Below are 19,459 nucleotides of genomic sequence, written 5' to 3' on the forward strand. Positions count from 1 at the left end.
CTTATCCCTTCACGGCGCCAGCGGTGGCGCCTTCCATGATGCGGCTGCTGAATGCGAAATACAGCGCCAGTGCGGGCAGCGCGACCAGCACCATGCAGGCGAACTGCACGGCATAGTCGGACGCGTACTGACCCTGAAACCGGATGATCGAAAACGGCAAGGTCCGCTTGTCGTCGGTCGAGAGATAGGTGTTGGCCATGATGAATTCGTTCCAGTTGGTCAGGAAGGTCATCACGGCCACGGTGACCGTGGCCGGCACCGACATCGGCGCGACCACGCTCCACAGGAGACGCGGCCAGGACGCGCCGTCCATCAGGGCGGCCTCCTCGATCGAGCGGGGCAGATTGGCGAAATGGCCCATGAACACGAGCGTGTTGAACGACAGCGTGAAGGCCACGTAGGTGATGATCAGCGCGAAGTGCGTGTCGACGAGACCGAAGTAGCCGAACCAGATGAAGTTCGGCAGCAGCGTCGTGTGGATCGGCACGACCATGCCCATCGTGATCGCGCCCAGTGCCAGCGACTTCAGGCGCCACTGCAGCCTGGTCAGGGCATAGCCGAGGCAGAAGGACAGCACCGTCGAGAGCACGGTGGAGACGGACACCACGAACAGGCTGTTCAGCGAGTACTGCAGCACCTTGCCATCTCGGAAGGCACGCACGTAGTTGTCCCACTGCGGATCCAGCGGCAGGCGCAGCAGCTCGCCGCCGAACAGGTCGCCGGACTTCTGCAGCGAATAGGACGCCACCCAGATCAGCGGGAAGAGCTGCATGACCGCGACCAGGACCAGCAAGGTGTAGAGCGCCACCTTCAGGACCTGGCGTTGAAGCCGATACGCGCGGCCGTGGTCGTTCGCAGGATGGATCGTGTTCATGAGGCCTCCGTGGGTGCCGGCATGGCCCGTCTGACGACCAGCGTCAGCGCGATCGAGATGGCCACGAACAGGACGGACAGGGCATTGCCGTAGCCGTATTCGCCCGCCGTGAAGGCCTTCTGGTAGAGGTAGACGCCGAGAAACTGGGTCAGTTGTCCGGGCCCCCCGGCAGTCGACAGCAGGATCAGTTCCATCTGCTTCATCGACGAGATGACGTCGATGACGATCACGGCGCCGATCACCGGGTAGAGGTAGGGGATGACGACGTGTACGTAGGTCGCCAGCCAGCTCGCGCCGTCGACCCGAGCCGCCTCCTCGAGGTCCTTGGGAACCGTCATGAGCCCGGCGTAGTAGAAGAGCAGCGCCCACCCGAAGCCTTGCCAGACGATGATGAAGATCACCGCCCAGATGGCCGTCTGCGGATTCGACAGCCACGACACCGCCAGGCTCTCCAGGCCCATCGCGACCAGGACCTTGTTCAGCACGCCATAGGTGGGGTTGAAGATGCTCACCCACATCTTGGCGATGATCACGACCGACAGCACCGCCGGCACGAAGTAGATCGTGCGCAGGATGCGCGAGAGGCGTTGCGTGACATGCGCCAGCAGGGCGGCCAGGGCGAAGGCGATCGGGTTCTGGATCAGGATCGTCACCAGCATCAGCAGCAGCGTGTTCCACAGTGCTCGCCAGAAGACCTTGTCGTCCATCAGGATCTCGCGGTAGTTCTCCAGGCCGATGAAGCTGTAGTCGCCGAAGCCGGCCCAGTCGGTCAGGCTGAAATAGATGCTGAAGCCCAGCGGGATCAGCATGGCGAAGACCATGACAGCCACGGCCGGCAGGACCAGGCAAGCCACCAGGGTCTTGTTCTCGAACGGGCTTTGCACGTCGGGTTCGCTTTCACGCGATGGCGCTGCGCGCCAGAAGGAAACGGGCAGCCCGTGCGAACGTCGTTCGCCAGGCTGCCTTGAATGGCCGATGCAGCCGGATTACTTCTGCCGGCGCGCGGCCTTCTCGGCGGCGGCATCGACCTTTGCCGTGAACTCCTGCGGCGTGATCAGCAGCGAGCTGAGTTCGCGGATGGCGTTCTGGATGTCTTCCTTGAACGCGGGCGTCGACAGGTCGAGCGAGCCGGTTCCCGACGTGGCCTTGGCCTCTGCCGCGATGCGCAGCAGCGACTTGGCCACGGGGGTGTCGGTCGGGCGAGCCGCCACGGTCTGGGCCGGGAAGGTCGCCTGCTTTTCCCAGGCAATGGTCGGGAAGCGCTTGGCGTAGAACTCGAGGTACTTCGTGCCGAGCGCCACGTTCTTGCTGGATGCGCTGACCACGTAGTTGCCGCCATACCAGGCGAACAGGTCATCCGCCTTGCCCTTGCCACCGGCAATGGTGGGGAACTTCAGGACGTCCACGTTGGCGCGGAACTCCTCCGAGAAGTTGGCATCGCTCGCGAGGCCGAGTTCCCAGCTGCCCATCAGGTACATCGCTGCCTTGCCCTGACCGAACAGGTTGCGCGAGGCACCGTAGTCCGATACGCCCAGGTCTTCCTGGAACATGCCCGCCTTGACCATGTCCTGCAGCACGGTGGCCGCCTTCACGAAGATCGGGTCGGTGAACTTGACCTTGCGGGCCAGCGCCTGGCGCGGCAGCGTCGCGTCACCCGACAGGCGCCAGACGATCTGGTCGAAGGTGATGGCCAGCGGCCAGGCGTCCTTGCCGTCGGTGGACATGGGGATGATCCCCTTGGCCTTGAACTTCGGCGCCAGCGCGATCATCTCCTCGAGCGTGCTCGGCAGCTTGTCGACGCCCGCTTCCTTGAAGAGCTTCTTGTTGTAGTACACGACCCAGAGGTCGGCCGACACCGGGATGCCGTAGAGCTTGCCGTTGTAGACGTTCGATTCCAGCGCGCCCGGCAGGTAGCCGTACTTCGCGAACGTGGCCTGATCGAGCGGCACGACGAACTTGCCGTCGACCATCGGCTTGAGCAGGGTCGAGAAGCTCCAGTACTTGAAGACGTCCGGCATCTGCTTGGCCGTGGCGTAGATCTTCATCTTTTCCTGGTAGGGCTGGTCCGGGTAGCTCTCGGTGACGATCTCGACACCCGGGTTGGCGGCCTTGAACTCGGCATTGATCGCCTCGACGACGGCGCCCCAGCCGCCATTGCGGTCGGGAAGGTTGTCGGCCATCTTCAGGGTGACCTTGTCGGCGGCCATGGTGGACGTCGACAGGGCGAGAAGGGCGGGAACGAGCAGTTGGCGCAATGACATGCATGTCTCCTGTGTTTGGGGGGCGGAACTCGGCTTTACGTGCATGAACGTTAGCGGTAACGTTAGTTGTCGACACCAGAGAAAACCCGAGGGCACCCGTCGTGGCAGGCGACTTTCCATGGACACCACAGGCGACAGGCTTCCGTCCGGGGCCGACCCGGCCATCGCCGCGCGCTAGCGCTACCGCTAAGATCGACACGGCCTTGTGCCTTCCCATGTCTGCGAAGGTCCGAACCCCCGGCGATCCCACGATGACCAAGAAGCACGCACCGACGCTGGCCGAACTCGCGGCGGCAGCGGGTGTCTCGACGATGTCCGCCTCGCGTGCGGTGAACCTGCAACCCGGCGTGTCACGCGAAACCCGCGAGGCCATCCTGAAGCTGGCGGCCGAAATGGGCTATGTCGCCAACCGCAGCGCGCAGAAGCTGTCGGGTGGACGCAGCCGGGTCATTGGCCTGCTGGCCGCCGATCTCAACAATCCCTACATCAGCGCCCTCGTCTCCGGTGCCGTGAGCGCTGCCGCCGTGGCCGGGAACGAGGTGCTGATCTATTCGCTGGTCGGAAACGACCGGCGCCCCACCGCCGACGTGATGCAGCTGCTGCAGCAGTTCACCGATGGCGTCATTGCCGTTCTGCCCTACCAGTTCGGATTCGTCGAAGGCCTCACGGCCGCACGCTTGCCGGTCATCACCATCGACCAGCACCGCGAGCACGCCGAGTTCCCGTCGATTGCCGCCGACAACTACGGCGGGGCCCGCAGCGCGATGCAGCATCTCGCCACCCTGGGGCACCGCAGGATCGCGTTCATCACGGGCGAGGAACAGCTGGGATCGGCGAAGGACCGGCACCGCGCCTATGACGATGCGGTCGCGATTCACCGTCTCGATCGCGATCCTTCGCTCGTGCTTCGGGGCGATCACACCGCACGCGGTGGCCGCGATGCGGTGCAGAAGCTGCTGGCGATGAAGGTCCGCCCCACCGCCGTCTTCGCCAGCAACGACCTGAGCGCCATCGGTGCGATGTCCGCGCTGCTGGCCGCGGGCATCCGGGTGCCGGAAGACATGTCGGTCGTCGGCTTCGACGACCTGCCGGCGGCGTCCCAGGTTCATCCGTCCTTGACCAGCGTGCGGCAACCGATTGCCGAAATGGGCCGCGCCGCGGTCAACACGCTGCAGGCCGTCATTGCCGGTCTTGACGTGGCGACCCGGCAGGTGACCTTGCCGACGGAACTGGTCGTGCGCAATTCAAGCGCCGCTCCCGGTGACCTGCCCCGGGCGGTGCCGTTGAAGTCCCCCGCCAAGCCTGGTGCCGCCAGCCGGAAACGGGCCCGCTGATCGGACCGATGCGGGCGGACCGATGCGGGCGGCCCGACGGCGCCCGTCACGCCCCGGCGTCGTCGCCGAACAGCTCCACGATCACGCGGCGCAGCCACTGGCTGGCCTCCGAGCGGTGTGACTTGGCGTGCCAGGACAGGTTGATCGCGATGTCCGGCAGCTTCACCGGATGGGCCACGTGGCGCAGGCCGAAGGGCTCGGTCAGGTGCCGGGCCAGCCGTTCCGGGACGGTCGCGACCAGGTCCGAGCCCTGCAGGATGTGGCCGACGCCGACGAAGTGCGGCACCGTCAGGCGGATCTGGCGCTCGACCCCGGCGCGCCGGATCCGCTCGTCGACCTTGCCGTGGCCCGTGCCCGGCGAGACGACGACCAGGTGCTCGGCCCTGCTGTAGTCCTGCAGCGTGACGCGCGCCTTGTCGAGTGCATGGCCACGCCGGAACAGGCAGACATAACGCTGCTGGAACAGCCGGCGCTGGAAGAAGCCGGCCTTGAGCTGCGGCAGCAGGCCGATCGCGAGGTCGACCTGGCCGGACTCCATCTCGTCGCGCAGGTTGACGGCGGAACTGCGCACCGTGCTCAGCGTGACGCCGGGGGCGACCTCGCGGAGACGGTCGATCAGCGCGGGCAGGAAGACGATCTCGCCGATGTCGGTCATGCCGATCGTGACCGGGCGCTGGTACGAGGCCGGATCGAAGCCGGTCTGCCGGTTCAGGCCGTCGTGGATCAGGCCGAGCGCCGGGCCGACCGATGCGGCCAGCTGCTCGGCGAACGGCGTGGGCACCATGCCGGCCGGCGTGCGCAGGAACAGCTCGTCGCCGAACTGGCGGCGCATCCGGGCCAGCGTGTTGCTGACGGCGGGTTGCGTCAGGCCGAGCGTCTCCGCTACGCGCGAGACGCGCCGCTCGACGATCAGCTGCTGGAAGACGACCAGCTGGTTCAGGTCGATGTCCTTGAGGTCCATGCCGGGGCTCCGTGTCGGCGCGACATCACTGCGCGTGATGTTTCACATGCCGGGGATGTTATTGGCTGATTGGCGCCGAGGCCCGAACATCGCGCCCATCGCCGAGCCGCAGCGTGGAGATCGACGTGAGCCTTTCCTCGAACCCCTCGACCCCTTCGTCCCCCTCGTCCCCCTCGTCCCCCTCGACGATCTTCCCGATCACCCCGCAATGGGAGGGCGACGGCACCCACCGCATCCCCTTCCTGGCCTACACCGATGCGCAGATCTACCAGCGCGAGCTGGAGCGTTTCTTCTACAAGGGCCACTGGTGCTACGTCGGCCTGGAGGCCGAGATCCCCGAGCCGGGCGACTACAAGCGCACGGTGGTCGGTGAACGCTCGGTCATCCTGGTGCGCGATGCGGACGGCTCGATCCACGTCGTCGAGAACGTCTGTGCCCACCGCGGCATGCGCTTCTGCCGCGAGCGCCACGGCAAGGCCAAGGACTTCGTCTGCCCCTACCACCAGTGGAGCTATGGCCTCAACGGTGAGCTGCAGGGCGTGCCGTTCCGGCGCGGCGTCAAGCAGGACGGCCAGGTCCACGGCGGCATGCCCTCGGACTTCAAGACCAGCGACCATGGCCTGACCAGGCTGAAGGTGGCCGTGCGCGGCGGCGTGGTGTTCGCGTCCTTCGACCACGACATCGAGTCGCTGGAGGACTACCTGGGCCCGACCATCCTGGGCTACTACGACCGCCTGTTCAACGGCCGCCAGCTCAGGATCCTGGGCTACAACCGCCAGCGCATCCCGGGCAACTGGAAGCTGATGCAGGAGAACATCAAGGACCCCTACCACCCGGGCCTGCTGCACACCTGGTTCGTCACCTTCGGCCTCTGGCGGGCGGACAACAAGTCGCAGCTGCGCATGGACGACAAGCACCGCCACGCGGCCATGATCTCGACGCGCGGTGCGGCCGGCAAGGCCGATCAGGTCACGCAGGTGTCGAGCTTCAAGGCCGAGATGAAGCTCCACGATCCGAGCTTCATCGACATCGTCCCGGAGCCGTGGTGGAACGGCCCGACCGCCGTGATGACCACGATCTTCCCGAGCGTCATCCTGCAGCAGCAGGTCAACAGCGTGTCGACGCGCCACATCCAGCCCAATGGCCACGGCAGCTTCGACTTCGTCTGGACCCACTTCGGCTTCGAGGACGACACGGAAGAGATGACCCAGCGCCGGCTCACGCAGGCCAACCTGTTCGGCCCGGCCGGCTTCGTGTCGGCCGACGACGGCGAGGTGATCGAGTTCTCGCAGCAGGCCTTCGAGTCCAAGCCCTTCCACCGCGCGGTGGCCGAGCTCGGCGGCAAGGGCGTCGAGAACACCGAGCACATGGTCACCGAGACGCTGATCCGCGGCATGTACCGCTACTGGCGTGACGTGATGGAAGCGCAAGAGTGACCCGGCGCGAAGGAGACCCGACCATGAGCAACAACACATCGCTGAACTTCGAGGACTGGTTCGCCCTGAACCAGCTCTACGCCGACTACGCCAGCGCGGTCGATTCCGGACATTGGGACCTGTGGCCCGAGTTCTTCACCGACGACTGCGTCTACCGCCTGCAGCCGCGCGAGAACCACGAGCGCGGCTTCCCGCTGGCCACACTGTCCTTCTCCAGCAAGGGCATGTTGAAGGACCGCGTCTACGGCATCCAGGAGACGCTGTTCCACGACCCCTATTACCAGCGCCACGTCGTGGGCGTGCCGGTGGTGCGCGAGGTCTCCGACGGTCGCATCCGCAGCGAGGCCAACTACGCCGTCTTCCGCACCAAGCTGTCGCAGGAGAGCACGGTCTTCAATGTCGGTCGCTACCTCGACGTGGTGGTGCGCACGCCGGCCGGCCTGAAGTTCGCCTCGCGCGAATGCATCTACGACACCGAGATGATCCCGAACTCGATCATCTATCCGATCTGATCTGCCAAGAGACATGACATGAGCGATCCCAACTGGACCGATGCCCTGGCCGCCGCCGACCTGCCCGGCGACGACGTCATCGGCGTGGCCGTGGCCGGCCGCGACATCGCCGTCTACACCGTCGGCGACGAGGTCTACGCGACCGACAACCTCTGCACCCACGGCCATGCCCGGCTGTGCGACGGTTTCCTCGAAGGCCACGAGATCGAGTGCCCGCTGCACCAGGGCCGCTTCGACGTGCGCAATGGCATGCCGACCTGCTCGCCGGTCAGCGTGGCGGTGCGCAGCTACCCGGTGAAGATCGAGGCGGGCCGCGTGTTCGTGCAGATCGGCTGAGTCAGTAGCCGCTGCCGTCCTTGTGCGTGAAGACCCAGCGGCCGTCGACCAGCGTGGCGACCAGGTCGTCGTCCGGATAGCAGGCTGAATCGCCGGCGGTCCGGTCGCCGACCTCCAGGTAGACCACCGGATCGCCGGTCAGGTTGACGAGCTGATGCGCGTCGCCGCTGCCGGCCCGGAAACCGGCGCACATGCCCGGTGCCAGCAGCGTGTCGCCGGCATCGGTGCGCAAGGTCGGGTGGCCTTGCAGGATGTAGACGAACTCGTCCTGCCGGGTGTGCGCATGGCGCAGCGCCGAGACCGCGCCCGGCGCCAGTTCGGTCAGGTTGACGCCGAAGTTCGTCAGGCCGAATGCCGCGCCGAGCGCACGCTTGGTGCGGCCCGCCATGCGTGAGGCGTAGGGTTCCGGGTAGCTGGACGGCGTGCTGCGCGGCGGCACGTCGGCGGCCGGAAGGGCGATCGGAAGGGCGATCGGAAGGGCGCTCGGCAGAGGTCGGGTGGTCATGGACTGGATCGTGCCATCGCGCGACGCCGGGTCAACGACGCCGACTCAGCGCGCCGGTCGCCCGACCGTGTGCAGCCAGTCGCAACGCAACAGGCCACTGCGGTGCAGTCGGCGCCGCACCGACCAGTAGCCCAGCGGCATCAGGTGGGCCACCAGCGACAGCGGCAGCCAGGCCCATTCCTGCAGCAGCACCATCACCGGCAAGGACATCCAGCCCATCAGCCAGGCGGCGAGCACGGCGTCGCAGACGGCGGTCTCGACCGTGTGACCCTGCGGATGGCCGAGGTGCCAGTGCTTGAAGTCCGAGAGCTGCTGCAGCGACATCGCGGGTCTCCTCCGGTGGGGACTCGCGGGGTGTCGGGCGGGGCCGATGGGGTCGGCCTGGTGGCGAATCCGGGTTCGACTCTAGTCCCGGAAGTTCCCGTTGTCAGCCAGATGTCAGCCTGGAAACGTCATGAATTTCGCGTTTCAGGCGTCGCTGCAGCTCAGGCTGCCGCAGCCGGCGATGGCGGCGGCGGGTTCGCAGGCGCGGCCTTCGGCGGCGGCCTGGGCGCGGGCCTGTTCGGCCTCGGCGATGACGGCGGCCAGGCCGGCGTCGGCCGCGCGGGCATGGCCGTCGAACCACTGGATCAGCCCCGGCAGCAGTTCGCCGAGCAGCTGGACCTGACCCTGCTCGACGATGCGCTTGCGCACCTCCTGCAGCACCGCCAGCACCTGCGTGTGCTGCAGGCTGTGGCAGTTCTCGGTGGCGAAGCCGTTGGCCTGCATCCAGGCGTCCTCGCGCGCGAAGTGCTCGGTGGTGTGGGCGATCAGCTCGTCGTAGACCGGCAGCACGGTGGCCGCGTCGGCCTCGCGCAGCGCCTCGACCCGGTCCAGCAGCGCGATGAACTCCTGATGGGTCTGGTCCATCTCGGCATGGCCGGTGGCAAGGTCGTCGGTCCAGGCGAGCAGGGTCATGCGGGGGCTCCGTGAAGGTCGATCAGGCAAGGCCGCGCAGCTTAGGGCACGCGGCCCGGCGCGGACTTGCGTCAGGACAAGAGACGGCGCCCCCGGCTCGCTCAGGGGTACAGGCCGCGTTCCTGGCGCGCGATCAGGATGCGCTCGCAGGCGACCGCGAAGGTGGCGGTGCGCAGCGTGATGCGGTGCCGGTCGGCGGTGTCCCAGATGCGTCGCAACGCGTCGACCATGATCTTGTCGAGCCGCAGGTTGATCTCGTCCTCGCTCCAGAAGAAGCTGGAGAAGTCCTGCACCCACTCGAAGTAGCTGACCGTCACGCCGCCGGCGTTGCAGATCACGTCGGGCACGACCAGCACGCCCCGTTCGGCCAGCGCGTCATCGGCCTCGGGCAGCGTCGGGCCGTTGGCACCTTCCAGCACCAGACGGGCCTTCAGGCGGTTGACGCGCTCGGGCGTGATGACGCCTTCCAGCGCAGCCGGGATCAGCACGTCGCAGTCGAGGTCCCAGAAGGCCTCGTCGTCGATCTTCTCGGCCCCGCTCGGGTGGCCGGCAAAGCCCGCCACGCCGCCCTGGCGCTTGACCAGCGGCAGCAGCTCGGCGAGGTCCAGGCCCTTCGGGTTGGCGATCGTGCCGGTGTGGTCCTGCACCGCGACGATCTTCGCGCCGGCCTGGCCGAAGAGTTCAGCCGCCGCCGAGCCGACGTTGCCGAAGCCCTGCACGATGACGCGGGCGCCGTCGAGGTCCAGGCCGATGCGGCGGGCCGCCTCGCGGCCGGTCACGAACACGCCACGCCCGGTCGCCTTGACCCGGCCCAGCGAGCCGCCCAGGTGGATCGGCTTGCCGGTGACGACACCGCTGGCCGAGCCGCCGATGTTCATCGAGTAGGTGTCCATCATCCACGCCATGATCTGCGGGTTGGTGCCCACGTCCGGCGCCGGGATGTCCTGGTTCGGGCCGATGATGATGCCGATCTCGCTGGTGTAGCGCCGCGTCATGCGCTCCAGTTCCTTGACCGACAGGCTGCGCGGGTCGACCCGGATGCCGCCCTTGGCACCGCCATAGGGCAGGTTCACGGCGGCGTTCTTGACCGTCATCCAGGCCGACAGCGCCATGACCTCCTCCAGCGTCACATCCGGGTGATAGCGCACGCCGCCCTTGCCCGGGCCGCGGCTCAGGTTGTGCTGGACGCGGTAGCCCTCGAAGTGGCGCACGCTGCCGTCGTCCATCTCGATGGGCACGTCGACGACCAGGGCCCGCTTCGGGCGCTTGAGGGTCTCGCCCCAGCGCGCCAGGTCACCCAGGTAGGGCAGGACGCGGTCGACCTGGGACAGGTAGGTGCTCCAGGGGCTATGGGCGCTCGGGTGGATGTAGGACAGGGGTGCGTGGGACATGTCGTTGGAGCCCGCTCGTGACGGGCTTGTCTGCCGTTGTGGAGCGGTCAATGTAGAAGCGGCCCGCAGCCCCGATCCGCCCGGGTGATGCAAGGCCGACATGCCGACCGGCGCTGCGCTTCATCCGTGTGCGGCCGGTCTGCCGCCCTCACGCCCTCACACGCATCAGCGCCCGAACTCGTCACCCAGCTCGCGCGCCCGGTCCTGCGCCGCCTTCAGCGCGGCGATGAAGGCGGTGTGGACGCCCGCCTCGTTCAGCGCGGTCAGCGCCGCGTAGGTCGTGCCGCCCTTGGAGGTGACCCGCTCGCGCAGCGTCGCCGGGGTCTCCGGGCTGCGCCGCGCCAGCTCGGTCGCGCCGGCGAAGGTGGCGATCGCCAGCTGCTTGCCGGCCTCGGCGCCCAGGCCCATCTGCTCGGCCGCGGCCATCATCGTCTCGATGAAATAGAACACGTAGGCCGGCCCCGAACCCGACAGCGCCGTGACGGCGTCCAGGTCGCTTTCCTGCCGCACCCAGACCCGCTCGCCGGTGGCGGCCAGCAGGTGCTCGACCAGCGCGCGGTCAGCCTCGGTCACGGCCGCGCGGGCATACAGCCCGGTGATGCCCATGCCGATCAGCGCCGGCGTGTTGGGCATGCTGCGCACGACCCGCTCGGTGCCCGCGCCCTGCGCAATCGCGTCGCTGCGGATGCCCGCCATGACCGACAGGTGCAGCGCCCGCCCGACATGCGCGGCCACCGGCGCAATCGCCTCCTTGAAGCTCTGTGGCTTGACCGCCCACACGACCGCATCGGCCCGCGCCAGCTCCGGCCCGGCAACGGCCAGCGCCACGACGCCGAAGTCGGCCCGCAGCTTGTCGCGCTGCACGTCCCACGGCTCGACCACGATCAGCCGATCCACCGGCGTCCCGCCTCGGATCAGCCCGCCGATGATGGCGCTGGCCATGTTGCCGCCGCCGATGAAGGCGAGGGTGGGGGTGGGGGTGGCAGACAGGGTGGTCATGGTGTTGGCCGGATGGGGCGATGGGTGAGGAATGGCGCGAGAGTTTAGGCAGCTTGGCGGGACTGCTCGCCCGCCAGCAACGTCGCATTCCCCCCCGCCGCCGCCGTGTTCACCGTCAGCGTCTGCTCGGCGCAGAAGCGGTAGAGGTAGTGCGGGCCGCCGGCCTTGGGGCCGGTGCCGGACTGGCCTTCGCCGCCGAAGGGTTGCACGCCGACCACCGCGCCGATCATGTTGCGGTTGACGTAGACGTTGCCGACGCGGGCCCGGTCGGCGATGCGCTGGGCGCGGCCGTCGATGCGGCTATGCACGCCCAGCGTCAGGCCGTAGCCCATCGCGTTGATGCGGTCGACCAGCGTGTCGACCGCGCCGGTCCAGCGCATCACGTGCAGCACCGGGCCGAAGACCTCCTCGCGCAGCGCCTCGGTGCCGTCGATCTCGTAGGCGACCGGGGCGATGTGGGTGGCCGCACACGTCGCGGGCAGCGCCGTGCGGGCGATCCGGCGGGCGCTGGATTCGAGCCGGTCGATGTGGGCCGACAGGCTGGCGTGGGCCTCGGCGTCGATCACCGGGCCGACGTCGACCGACCAGCTCGTCGCCGCGTCGCGCGGGTCGCCCAGGCGCAGCTCGGCCATCGCGCCGGCCAGCATCGCCAGCAGCCTGTCGGCGACTTCCTCGTGCACGCACAGCAGGCGCAGCGCCGAACAGCGCTGGCCGGCGCTGCGGAAGGCGCTCTGCACGACCGCGTCGACGACCTGTTCGGGCAGCGCGCTCGAATCGACCACCATCGCGTTGAGTCCGCCGGTCTCGGCGATCAGCGGCACGATGGCGCCGGGCCGATCGGCCAGCGTGCGGTTGATGGCGCGCGCCACGGCGGTCGAGCCGGTGAAGCACACGCCGCCGCAGGCCGGATGCGCGACCAGCGCCGCGCCGACCGTCTCGCCCGGGCCTGGCAACAAGGTGAGCGCCTGCTCCGGCAGGCCGGCTTCCTGCAGCAGCCGGACGAAGGCGGCGGCCACCGCCGGGGTCTGTTCGGCCGGCTTGGCCGCCACGGTGTTGCCGGCCACCAGCGCGGCCACCACCTGGCCGGCAAAGATCGCCAGCGGGAAGTTCCACGGGCTGATGCAGACGAACACGCCGCGGCCATGCAGGCGCAGCGTGTTGCGCTCGCCGGTCGGGCCGGGCAGGTCCTGCGGGGCCAGCCGCGTCAACGCCTGTTCGGCGTAGTAGCGGCAGAAGTCGACCGCCTCGCGCACCTCGGCGACCGCGTCGCCCAGGGTCTTGCCGCCTTCGTGGACCAGCCGGGCGCAGAAGTCGTCCAACCGCGCGTCCAGCAGGTCGGCCGCGCGCTGGAGCACGGCGCAACGGTGTTCCAGCGGCGTCGCGTTCCAGGCCGGCTGGAAGCGCGCCAGTGCCTGCATCGCGGCATCGGCCTCGGCCACCGACACGTCGGCCGGGCGTTCCAGGCCGAGCCGCCCGCGCGCCTCGACCGCCGCCAGCATCGGCAGCCGGTGCGCGGCGATGTGCGGGTCACGCCCGGCGCTGTTGGCGCGGCCCGGGCCGTAGAGCGCGCCCGGCAGCGGCAGCTGCGGGGCGGCCGGCGGCAGCAGCGGCGAGGCCAGCAGCGTCGGCAGGTCGACCGTCGGGTCGGCCAGCTGATGGACGAACGAGCTGTTGGCGCCGTTTTCCAGCAGCCGGCGGACGAGATAGGCCAGCAGGTCGCGGTGCTCGCCGACCGGTGCGTAGATGCGCAGCGGTGGCGCGTCCGGCCGGCCGGCCAGGCTGGCCTCGACCTCGCGGTGGACCGCCTCGCCCATGCCGTGCAGGCGCTGGAACTCGTAGCGCGGCGCGACCGGGCGGGCCGCGCCGACGGCCGGCTGCGCCATCTGCAGGATCGCCGCCAGCGTCGCCGCGTTGTGGGTCGCGAACTGCGGGTAGACGCAGTCCTGCGCCGCCAGCAGCGCCTGCGCGCAGGCCAGATAGCTCAGGTCGGTGTGGCGCTTGTCGGTCCAGACCGGGTAGGCGGCCAGGCCCAGCTCCTGCGCCCGCTTGATCTCGCTGTCCCAGTAGGCGCCCTTGACCAGCCGCACCATCAGCCGCCGGCCATGCAGCCGCGCGATGCCGACGACGGCGGCGACCGTGTCCAGCGCCCGCGTCTGGTAGGCCTGTACCGCCAGCCCCAGGCCTTGCCAGTCCGGATGCGCCCGGCGCGCGTGTGCCGCCAGCGCGTCCAGCACCCACAGCGACAGTTCCAGGCGCTCGCTCTCCTCGGCATCCAGCGTCAGGTTGATGTTGGCGCGCGCGGCCGCGTCGACCAGCCCGATCACGCGCGGCAGCAGCCGGCTCGCGACCGTGTCGGCATGGGCCGCCTCGTAGCGCGCATCCAGCGCCGACAGCTTGATCGAGATGCCGTCGGCCGTCTCCGGCGACACGGCGCGGCCCTGCGCCCCGATCGCCGCGATGGCGCCGTGGTAGGCCGCCAGGTAACGCTGCGCGTCCTCGTCGGTGCGGGCGCCTTCGCCCAGCATGTCGTAGCTGTGGACGCGGCTGCGGTGTTCGACGCGGTCGGCGCGGGCGGTCTTCAGCGCCTCGCCGATCGACTGGCCCAGCACGAACTGCCGGCCCAGCAGCTGGATCGCCCGCACCGTGGCGGCCACGACCGTCTGCGCGCCCAGGCGCTGCAGCAGCCCGGGCTGGCCGTCGCCGTCGGTCTCGGGCAGCAGCCGGCGCGAGAAGTCCAGCGACCGCGCCGCCAGCGCCGCGACCAGCGGATGCGCGCTCGCACCGCTGCGCTGCTGTTCGGCCGCGTGGGCGCTGAAGTCGGCGCGGCCGAGCTGGTCGGCCGTCAGCGCGATGGCGGTGGCCGTGTCCGGCACCCGCAGCAACGCCTCGGCCAGCCGCATCAGCGCCAGGCCCTCGGCGCTGGAGATCGGGTACTCGTGCAGCAGCGATTCCAGCGCCCAGAACGGGGCCGGCTGGCGCCGCACCGCCTCGACCCACGGGGCGGCCGTCGCCATCACCCGTGACCACTCCAGCGGCGCGCTCGCCGCCGGTCCGGCCAGGGCGCCCAGCAGGCGCTGAACTTGCTCGGTCTCGTCGCGCAGCGGCGACGGCAGGCGGTCCCCCGCACGCGGCGACAGCGGCGCGGCGGCCGGCAGGGCAGGGCTCGGGGAAGTCGGGGTCTGGATCATCGTGAACCTCGGCGTGTCTGGTGAATGGCGCAACAGTACGCTTGTCATCCACGAATCTTTCGCCAAAGATCGGCGCCTTCGCCGCAAGAAATGCAATGGCCAGGGAACCATGAAGACCATCGCCGACCTCGACAAGACCGACCGCAAGATCCTGCGTCTGCTGCAGACCGACGGCCGCATCTCCAACCTGAAGCTCGCCGAGGCGGTGCACCTGTCCCCCACGGCGGTGCTCGAACGTGTGCGCCGCCTGACCCGCGACGGCTACGTGCTCGGCTACGAGGCCCGCCTCAACCCCAAGCTGCTCGACGCCGGGCTGATGGTCTTCGTCGAGGTGCTGCTCGACCGCACCGTCCACGACGTCATGGACACCTTCAAGGCCGCCGTCCAGGTCCGCCCCGAGATCCTCGAAGCTCACCTCGTCGCCGGCGGCTTCGACTACCTCCTGAAGACCCGCGTCGCCGACATGGCCGCCTACCGCGAGTTCATCGGCAGCGTCATCTGGACCCTGCCCGGCGTGCGCGAGACGCGCACCTACGTGGTGATGGAAGAGGTCAAGAACACGGCGGCGATCGAGATCTGAGCGATGGACATCCGCAAGGCGGTTCCCGCCGATGTCGACGCCATCAGCGCCCTCGTCGCGGGCCTGGCGCATCACTTCCTGCTGGATCCGGCCGGGCAGGGCGCGGAGCGTTTCCTCGAAAGCGTCTCGCCCGAGGCCATTCGTGGCCACGTCACGGCGCCGAACTTCCTGTACCTCGTCGCCGTGGATCAATCCCGCATCGTCGGCGCCGCGTCACTGCGCGATGGCCGACATCTGTTCCACCTGTTCGTGGCGACGAGCCACCAGCGCCAAGGGATTGCCCGGGCGCTCTGGAACACGCTCAGGAGCGATGCTCCGGCGGGAATCGAGGCATACACGGTCAATTCCAGCCCCGGTGCCGTCCCGGTCTACGAAGGTTTCGGCTTCGTCGCGACCGGGCCGCGCACCGAACGCAATGGGATTGCCTACGTGCCGATGCGTCTTTGACCGAGGTCCATTCACCCATGCGCTTCACCGGCCGCCTCACCTCCTGGAACGACGAACGCGGCTTCGGTCGCATCGAGTCATCGCAAGGCGGTGAACCGATCTTCGTGCATGTGTCAGCGTGGCCGCGCGGGGCCGGACGGCCGGTGGTGGGTCAGGCCGTGACGTTCGAGGTCGAGAGCGGGCCGAAGGGCAAGCGGGCCCGGCATGTGCAGATCCTGAGGGCTCCCGCACCGTCGGGCCGCGATCGGCGGGACGGGCCGGCGCAGTGGGGCACTGCGACGCTGTTCGCGGTGCCGGCGTTCGTGGTGTTCCTGGCCGTCGTGGCCTACGTCTGGAAGCTCCCGGCGTGGATCCTGGGCGCCTATGCCGTCGCCAGCGTGGCGACCTTCATCGGGTATGCAACGGACAAGTCCGCTGCCCGGCGGGGCGAATTCCGCACTCCGGAGCGAGTCTTGCACCTGATGGCACTGGCGGGCGGCTGGCCGGGGGCGCTGGTTGCGCAACAGGTCTTGCGACACAAGTCCGCCAAGGTGGCTTTCCGGCAGACCTTCTGGGCGACGGTCGTGCTGAACATCGCCGGCTTGCTCGTGCTGGCGTCGCCGATCGGGCGGCTGCTGCTGGTGGCCGTCGTTGGATGAATGCCGCCATGACCTGGGTCGACGCCTTCGGCTACGCCGGTGCCCTGCTGACGCTGGCGACGTTCTCGATGAAGACGATGGTGCGGCTGCGCATGGCGGGCATCGTCGCGAACGTGGCGTTCATCTCGTACGGGGCGACGGGTGGTGTCTACCCGGTGCTGCTGTTGCACCTGACGCTGCTGCCGCTGAACGTGTGGCGGCTGTGGCAGCTGCAGCGGCTGACGCGGCAGATCCGGGATGCGAGCCTGGGGCAGCTGTCGCTGGACTGGCTCAAGCCGTACTCGCGCTCGCGGCAGGTCGCGGCGGGCGAGACGCTGTTCCGCCAGGGCGATGCGGCCGATGAACTCAGCTTCGTGCTGAGCGGGCGCTTCCGGGCGGTCGAGGCCGACGTGGTGCTGCAGCCGGGCGACGTGATCGGCGAACTTGCGCTGGTCGCCCCCGACCACCGGCGCACGCAGACGGTGGTGTGCGATCAGGCCGGCGTGCTGCTGGTGCTGACACACGACGAGGTCCGGCAGATGTATTTCCAGAACCCGCGCTTCGGGTTCTTCTTCCTCGAACGGGTGGCCGAACGCCTGTCGCGCGATGCACGGCGCGTGGCGCAGGCCCCCTCATCTGGAGCGTGACCATGAAGACCTTCCGCGTCGCGGGTATCCCGGCCGAGTTCACCTGGCACATCGAACCGGCCGCCTGGCAGCTGGATGCCGACGGGGGCCTGGTGGTCCGGTCCGGCCCGAAGAACGACTACTTCAACGACCCGGCCACTGGCAGCCAGGTGGGCTCTGCCCCGTGTGCCCTGATGGGGACGGACGAGCCGGCGTTCATCCTCGGGGCCCATTTGGCGCTGGACGGGAGCGCGACCTTCGACGCCGGCGTGATCTTCGTGCGCACGCAGCCGGACCACTGGGCGAAGTTCTGCCTGGAGCGATCGCCGGACGGCCGGCCGATGATCGTGTCGGTGGTGACGCGCGGGGTGTCGGACGACTGCAACTCGGTGGCGCTGTCGTCGCCCGAGGTATTCCTTCGTGTCGCCCGGACGCCCCGGACCTTCGCCTTCCACTACTCGACGGACGGCCAGCACTGGCAGCTGGCGCGCTACTTCTCGCTCGGCCAGGCCGAGCGTGTGCAGATCGGGTGGGTCGCGCAGTCGCCGATGGGCGAGGGCAGCGAGGTCCGCTTCAGCCGCTTCTTCCACCGCATCGGCGAACTCGCGAACCTGCGCGACGGGCAGTGAGGGTCAGCCCCGCTCGCCGAAGATCGCCGTCCCGACCCGCACGATCGTCGCGCCTTCGAGCACGGCGGCCTCCAGGTCGGCGCTCATGCCCATCGACAAGGTATCCAGGCGTGACAGGCCGGACGCGCGCAGCGTGTCCAGCAAGGTGCGCAGCGCGGCGTGCGGTGCCCTCTGGGCGGCCCGGTCGGCGGCGGGTTCGGGAATGGCCATCAGGCCGCGCAGGCGCAGCCGGGGCAGCGCATCGACGGACCGGGCGACGTCGGCGACGTCGGCTGGGGCCAGGCCGCTCTTGCTGGCCTCGCCGCTGATGTTGACCTGCAGGCAGACGTTCAGCGGCGGGAGGCTGGCCGGGCGCTGCTCGTTCAGGCGCTCGGCGATCTTCAGGCGGTCGACGCCGTGGACCCAGTCGAAGGCTTCGGCCACGACGCGGGTCTTGTTGCTCTGCAACGGGCCGATCAGGTGCCAGTCGAGCTGGGCGCGCAGGTCGGCCAGCGCGGCGATCTTGTCGAGCGCCTCCTGCACGTAGTTCTCGCCGAAGGCGCTCTGGCCGGCGGCGTGGGCGGCGCGCACGGCGTCGGCCGGCTGGGTCTTGCTGACGGCCAGCAGCAGGACATCCGACGGGGCTCGGCCGGCCTCGCGGCAAGCCTGTTCGAGACGGGCGCGCACGGCACCCAAGCGAGTGGTGATCGTCTGCATAATCGTCCGGATTAGACCAACTCCGGCCTTGCCTGCCGCCCCTCGCGGCACCGCCACATCCACCCATGGACATCACCCAGCTGCTCGCGTTCTCGGTGCGCAACAAGGCCTCGGACCTGCACCTCTCGTCGGGGCTGCCGCCGATGATCCGGGTCAACGGCGACGTGCGGCGCCTGAACGTCGACCCGTTGCCGCACAAGGCGGTCCACGACATGGTCTATGACGTGATGAACGACTCCCAGCGCAAGGTCTTCGAGGAGACGCTGGAGTGCGACTTCTCGTTCGAGATCCAGGGCCTGGCGCGCTTCCGGGTCAACGCCTTCAACCAGAACCGCGGCGCCGGTGCGGTGTTCCGGACCATCCCGAGCAAGGTGCTGACGCTGGAGGAGCTGGCCTGCCCGAAGGTCTTCGCCGACCTGTCGCTCAAGCCGCGCGGGCTGGTGCTGGTGACCGGCCCGACCGGCTCGGGCAAGAGCACGACGCTGGCGGCGATGGTCAACCACCGCAACGAGAACGAGTTCGGCCACATCCTGACGGTCGAGGACCCGATCGAGTTCGTGCACGACTCCAAGAAGTGCCTCGTCAACCAGCGCGAGGTCGGGGCGCAGACGCTGACCTTCTCGAACGCGCTGCGTTCGGCCCTGCGCGAGGACCCGGACGTGATCCTGGTGGGCGAGCTGCGCGACCTGGAGACGATCCGGCTGGCGCTGACCGCCGCCGAGACCGGCCACCTGGTGTTCGGCACGCTGCACACGTCGAGCGCGGCCAAGACGATCGACCGGATGGTCGACGTGTTCCCGGCCGGCGAGAAGGAGATGGTCCGCTCGATGCTGTCGGAGTCGCTGATCGCGGTGATCTCGCAGTCGCTGCTCAAGCGCCGCGACGGCAGCGGGCGCATCGCGGCGCACGAGATCATGCTGGGCAGCCCGGCGATCCGGAACCTGATCCGCGAGAACAAGGTCGCGCAGATGTACTCGATCATCCAGACCGGTCAGGCGCAGGGCATGCAGACGCTCGACCAGTGCCTGGCCGACCTGGTGCGGCGCGGCTACGTGGCAGCGGCCGATGCCCGCATGATCGCCCGCACCCCCGAGAACTTCCCCGGCTGAT

The 19,459-nt window shown here is 69.0% G+C and carries 21 protein-coding genes; 10 read left to right on the forward strand and 11 right to left on the reverse strand.

The features are described 5' to 3' along the window. Position 1 precedes the first annotated feature (1 nt). The 3 genes from ACWA7K_RS03930 to ACWA7K_RS03940 all read right to left on the reverse strand — a co-directional run bounded on the left by ACWA7K_RS03930 (position 2) and on the right by ACWA7K_RS03940 (position 3,135). A complete protein-coding gene (locus ACWA7K_RS03930) occupies positions 2 to 874 on the reverse strand; it encodes a carbohydrate ABC transporter permease (protein ID WP_456165846.1) in 873 nt (290 codons plus the stop codon). Further along, positions 871 to 1,758: a carbohydrate ABC transporter permease gene (locus ACWA7K_RS03935; protein WP_456165848.1), complete on the reverse strand. Its 888-nt coding sequence runs from the start codon at positions 1,756 to 1,758 to the stop codon at positions 871 to 873. The genes ACWA7K_RS03930 and ACWA7K_RS03935 overlap by 4 nt, the downstream gene beginning before the upstream one ends. A gap of 102 nt (positions 1,759 to 1,860) precedes the next feature. Further along, a complete protein-coding gene (locus tag ACWA7K_RS03940) occupies positions 1,861 to 3,135 on the reverse strand; it encodes an extracellular solute-binding protein (protein ID WP_456165850.1) in 1,275 nt (424 codons plus the stop codon). A 251-nt stretch (positions 3,136 to 3,386) separates the two neighbouring features. Between ACWA7K_RS03940 and ACWA7K_RS03945 the strand changes: the two genes are divergently transcribed. Then, positions 3,387 to 4,469 carry a LacI family DNA-binding transcriptional regulator gene (locus ACWA7K_RS03945; RefSeq protein WP_456165852.1) on the forward strand — a complete coding sequence of 361 codons (1,083 nt, stop codon included), beginning with the start codon at positions 3,387 to 3,389 and terminating at the stop codon, positions 4,467 to 4,469. A gap of 46 nt (positions 4,470 to 4,515) precedes the next feature. Here ACWA7K_RS03945 and ACWA7K_RS03950 read toward each other — a convergent pair whose 3' ends face one another. Beyond that, the gene (locus ACWA7K_RS03950; RefSeq protein WP_456165854.1) at positions 4,516 to 5,430 is read right to left on the reverse strand and encodes a LysR family transcriptional regulator; all 915 of its coding nucleotides are present in this window, start codon (positions 5,428 to 5,430) and stop codon (positions 4,516 to 4,518) included. A 188-nt stretch (positions 5,431 to 5,618) separates the two neighbouring features. On the opposite strand from ACWA7K_RS03950, the gene ACWA7K_RS03955 reads away from it, so the two are divergent. Genes ACWA7K_RS03955 through ACWA7K_RS03965 form a run of 3 tightly spaced genes read left to right on the forward strand, consistent with a single transcriptional unit; the run spans position 5,619 to position 7,714 of the window. Next, positions 5,619 to 6,866: an aromatic ring-hydroxylating dioxygenase subunit alpha gene (locus tag ACWA7K_RS03955; protein ID WP_456168675.1), complete on the forward strand. Its 1,248-nt coding sequence runs from the start codon at positions 5,619 to 5,621 to the stop codon at positions 6,864 to 6,866. 23 nt (positions 6,867 to 6,889) lie between these two features. Next, positions 6,890 to 7,378, forward strand: coding sequence for an aromatic-ring-hydroxylating dioxygenase subunit beta (locus tag ACWA7K_RS03960; protein ID WP_456165856.1), 489 nt, complete (start codon positions 6,890 to 6,892; stop codon positions 7,376 to 7,378). An 18-nt stretch (positions 7,379 to 7,396) separates the two neighbouring features. Beyond that, positions 7,397 to 7,714, forward strand: a complete 318-nt coding sequence (locus tag ACWA7K_RS03965) for a non-heme iron oxygenase ferredoxin subunit (protein ID WP_456165858.1) — start codon at positions 7,397 to 7,399, stop codon at positions 7,712 to 7,714. A gap of 1 nt (position 7,715) precedes the next feature. On the opposite strand, the gene ACWA7K_RS03970 is transcribed toward ACWA7K_RS03965, so the two are convergent. The 6 genes from ACWA7K_RS03970 to putA all read right to left on the reverse strand — a co-directional run bounded on the left by ACWA7K_RS03970 (position 7,716) and on the right by putA (position 14,754). Continuing rightward, complete coding sequence (locus ACWA7K_RS03970) at positions 7,716 to 8,219, reverse strand: cupin domain-containing protein (RefSeq protein ID WP_456165860.1); 504 nt, start codon at positions 8,217 to 8,219, stop codon at positions 7,716 to 7,718. Between the two features lie 45 nt (positions 8,220 to 8,264). Beyond that, positions 8,265 to 8,543 carry a hypothetical protein gene (locus ACWA7K_RS03975; RefSeq protein WP_456165862.1) on the reverse strand — a complete coding sequence of 93 codons (279 nt, stop codon included), beginning with the start codon at positions 8,541 to 8,543 and terminating at the stop codon, positions 8,265 to 8,267. A 144-nt stretch (positions 8,544 to 8,687) separates the two neighbouring features. Beyond that, positions 8,688 to 9,176 (reverse strand): hemerythrin domain-containing protein, encoded by a 489-nt coding sequence (locus ACWA7K_RS03980; protein ID WP_456165864.1) that lies wholly within the window; start codon positions 9,174 to 9,176, stop codon positions 8,688 to 8,690. 101 nt (positions 9,177 to 9,277) lie between these two features. Continuing rightward, positions 9,278 to 10,567 (reverse strand): Glu/Leu/Phe/Val family dehydrogenase, encoded by a 1,290-nt coding sequence (locus ACWA7K_RS03985; RefSeq protein WP_456165866.1) that lies wholly within the window; start codon positions 10,565 to 10,567, stop codon positions 9,278 to 9,280. Positions 10,568 to 10,732: 165 nt separating this feature from the next. Further along, positions 10,733 to 11,566 (reverse strand): pyrroline-5-carboxylate reductase, encoded by an 834-nt coding sequence (gene proC, locus ACWA7K_RS03990; protein ID WP_456165868.1) that lies wholly within the window; start codon positions 11,564 to 11,566, stop codon positions 10,733 to 10,735. Positions 11,567 to 11,610: 44 nt separating this feature from the next. Then, on the reverse strand, positions 11,611 to 14,754 hold the full coding sequence (gene putA, locus ACWA7K_RS03995) for a bifunctional proline dehydrogenase/L-glutamate gamma-semialdehyde dehydrogenase PutA (protein WP_456210358.1): 3,144 nt from the start codon (positions 14,752 to 14,754) through the stop codon (positions 11,611 to 11,613). A gap of 109 nt (positions 14,755 to 14,863) precedes the next feature. Here putA and ACWA7K_RS04000 point away from each other — a divergent pair, with 109 nt between their 5' ends. The 5 genes from ACWA7K_RS04000 to ACWA7K_RS04020 are packed head-to-tail and all read left to right on the forward strand — an operon-like array spanning position 14,864 to position 17,653. After that, a complete protein-coding gene (locus ACWA7K_RS04000; protein ID WP_130480523.1) occupies positions 14,864 to 15,334 on the forward strand; it encodes an Lrp/AsnC ligand binding domain-containing protein in 471 nt (156 codons plus the stop codon). A gap of 3 nt (positions 15,335 to 15,337) precedes the next feature. Beyond that, positions 15,338 to 15,781 (forward strand): GNAT family N-acetyltransferase, encoded by a 444-nt coding sequence (locus ACWA7K_RS04005; protein ID WP_456165872.1) that lies wholly within the window; start codon positions 15,338 to 15,340, stop codon positions 15,779 to 15,781. Between the two features lie 17 nt (positions 15,782 to 15,798). Beyond that, the gene (locus ACWA7K_RS04010) at positions 15,799 to 16,419 is read left to right on the forward strand and encodes a DUF1294 domain-containing protein (RefSeq protein WP_456165874.1); all 621 of its coding nucleotides are present in this window, start codon (positions 15,799 to 15,801) and stop codon (positions 16,417 to 16,419) included. A gap of 8 nt (positions 16,420 to 16,427) precedes the next feature. Further along, the gene (locus tag ACWA7K_RS04015; RefSeq protein WP_456165876.1) at positions 16,428 to 17,045 is read left to right on the forward strand and encodes a Crp/Fnr family transcriptional regulator; all 618 of its coding nucleotides are present in this window, start codon (positions 16,428 to 16,430) and stop codon (positions 17,043 to 17,045) included. Between the two features lie 2 nt (positions 17,046 to 17,047). Beyond that, positions 17,048 to 17,653: a DUF1349 domain-containing protein gene (locus ACWA7K_RS04020; RefSeq protein ID WP_456165878.1), complete on the forward strand. Its 606-nt coding sequence runs from the start codon at positions 17,048 to 17,050 to the stop codon at positions 17,651 to 17,653. A 3-nt stretch (positions 17,654 to 17,656) separates the two neighbouring features. On the opposite strand, the gene ACWA7K_RS04025 is transcribed toward ACWA7K_RS04020, so the two are convergent. Further along, positions 17,657 to 18,349, reverse strand: coding sequence for a YggS family pyridoxal phosphate-dependent enzyme (locus tag ACWA7K_RS04025; RefSeq protein ID WP_456165880.1), 693 nt, complete (start codon positions 18,347 to 18,349; stop codon positions 17,657 to 17,659). Between the two features lie 65 nt (positions 18,350 to 18,414). Here ACWA7K_RS04025 and ACWA7K_RS04030 point away from each other — a divergent pair, with 65 nt between their 5' ends. Next, positions 18,415 to 19,458 carry a type IV pilus twitching motility protein PilT gene (locus ACWA7K_RS04030; protein WP_456165882.1) on the forward strand — a complete coding sequence of 348 codons (1,044 nt, stop codon included), beginning with the start codon at positions 18,415 to 18,417 and terminating at the stop codon, positions 19,456 to 19,458. The last annotated feature ends 1 nt before the right edge of the window (position 19,459 follow it).

This window comes from Leptothrix mechoopdaensis (SeqCode) (genome assembly GCF_053893855.1).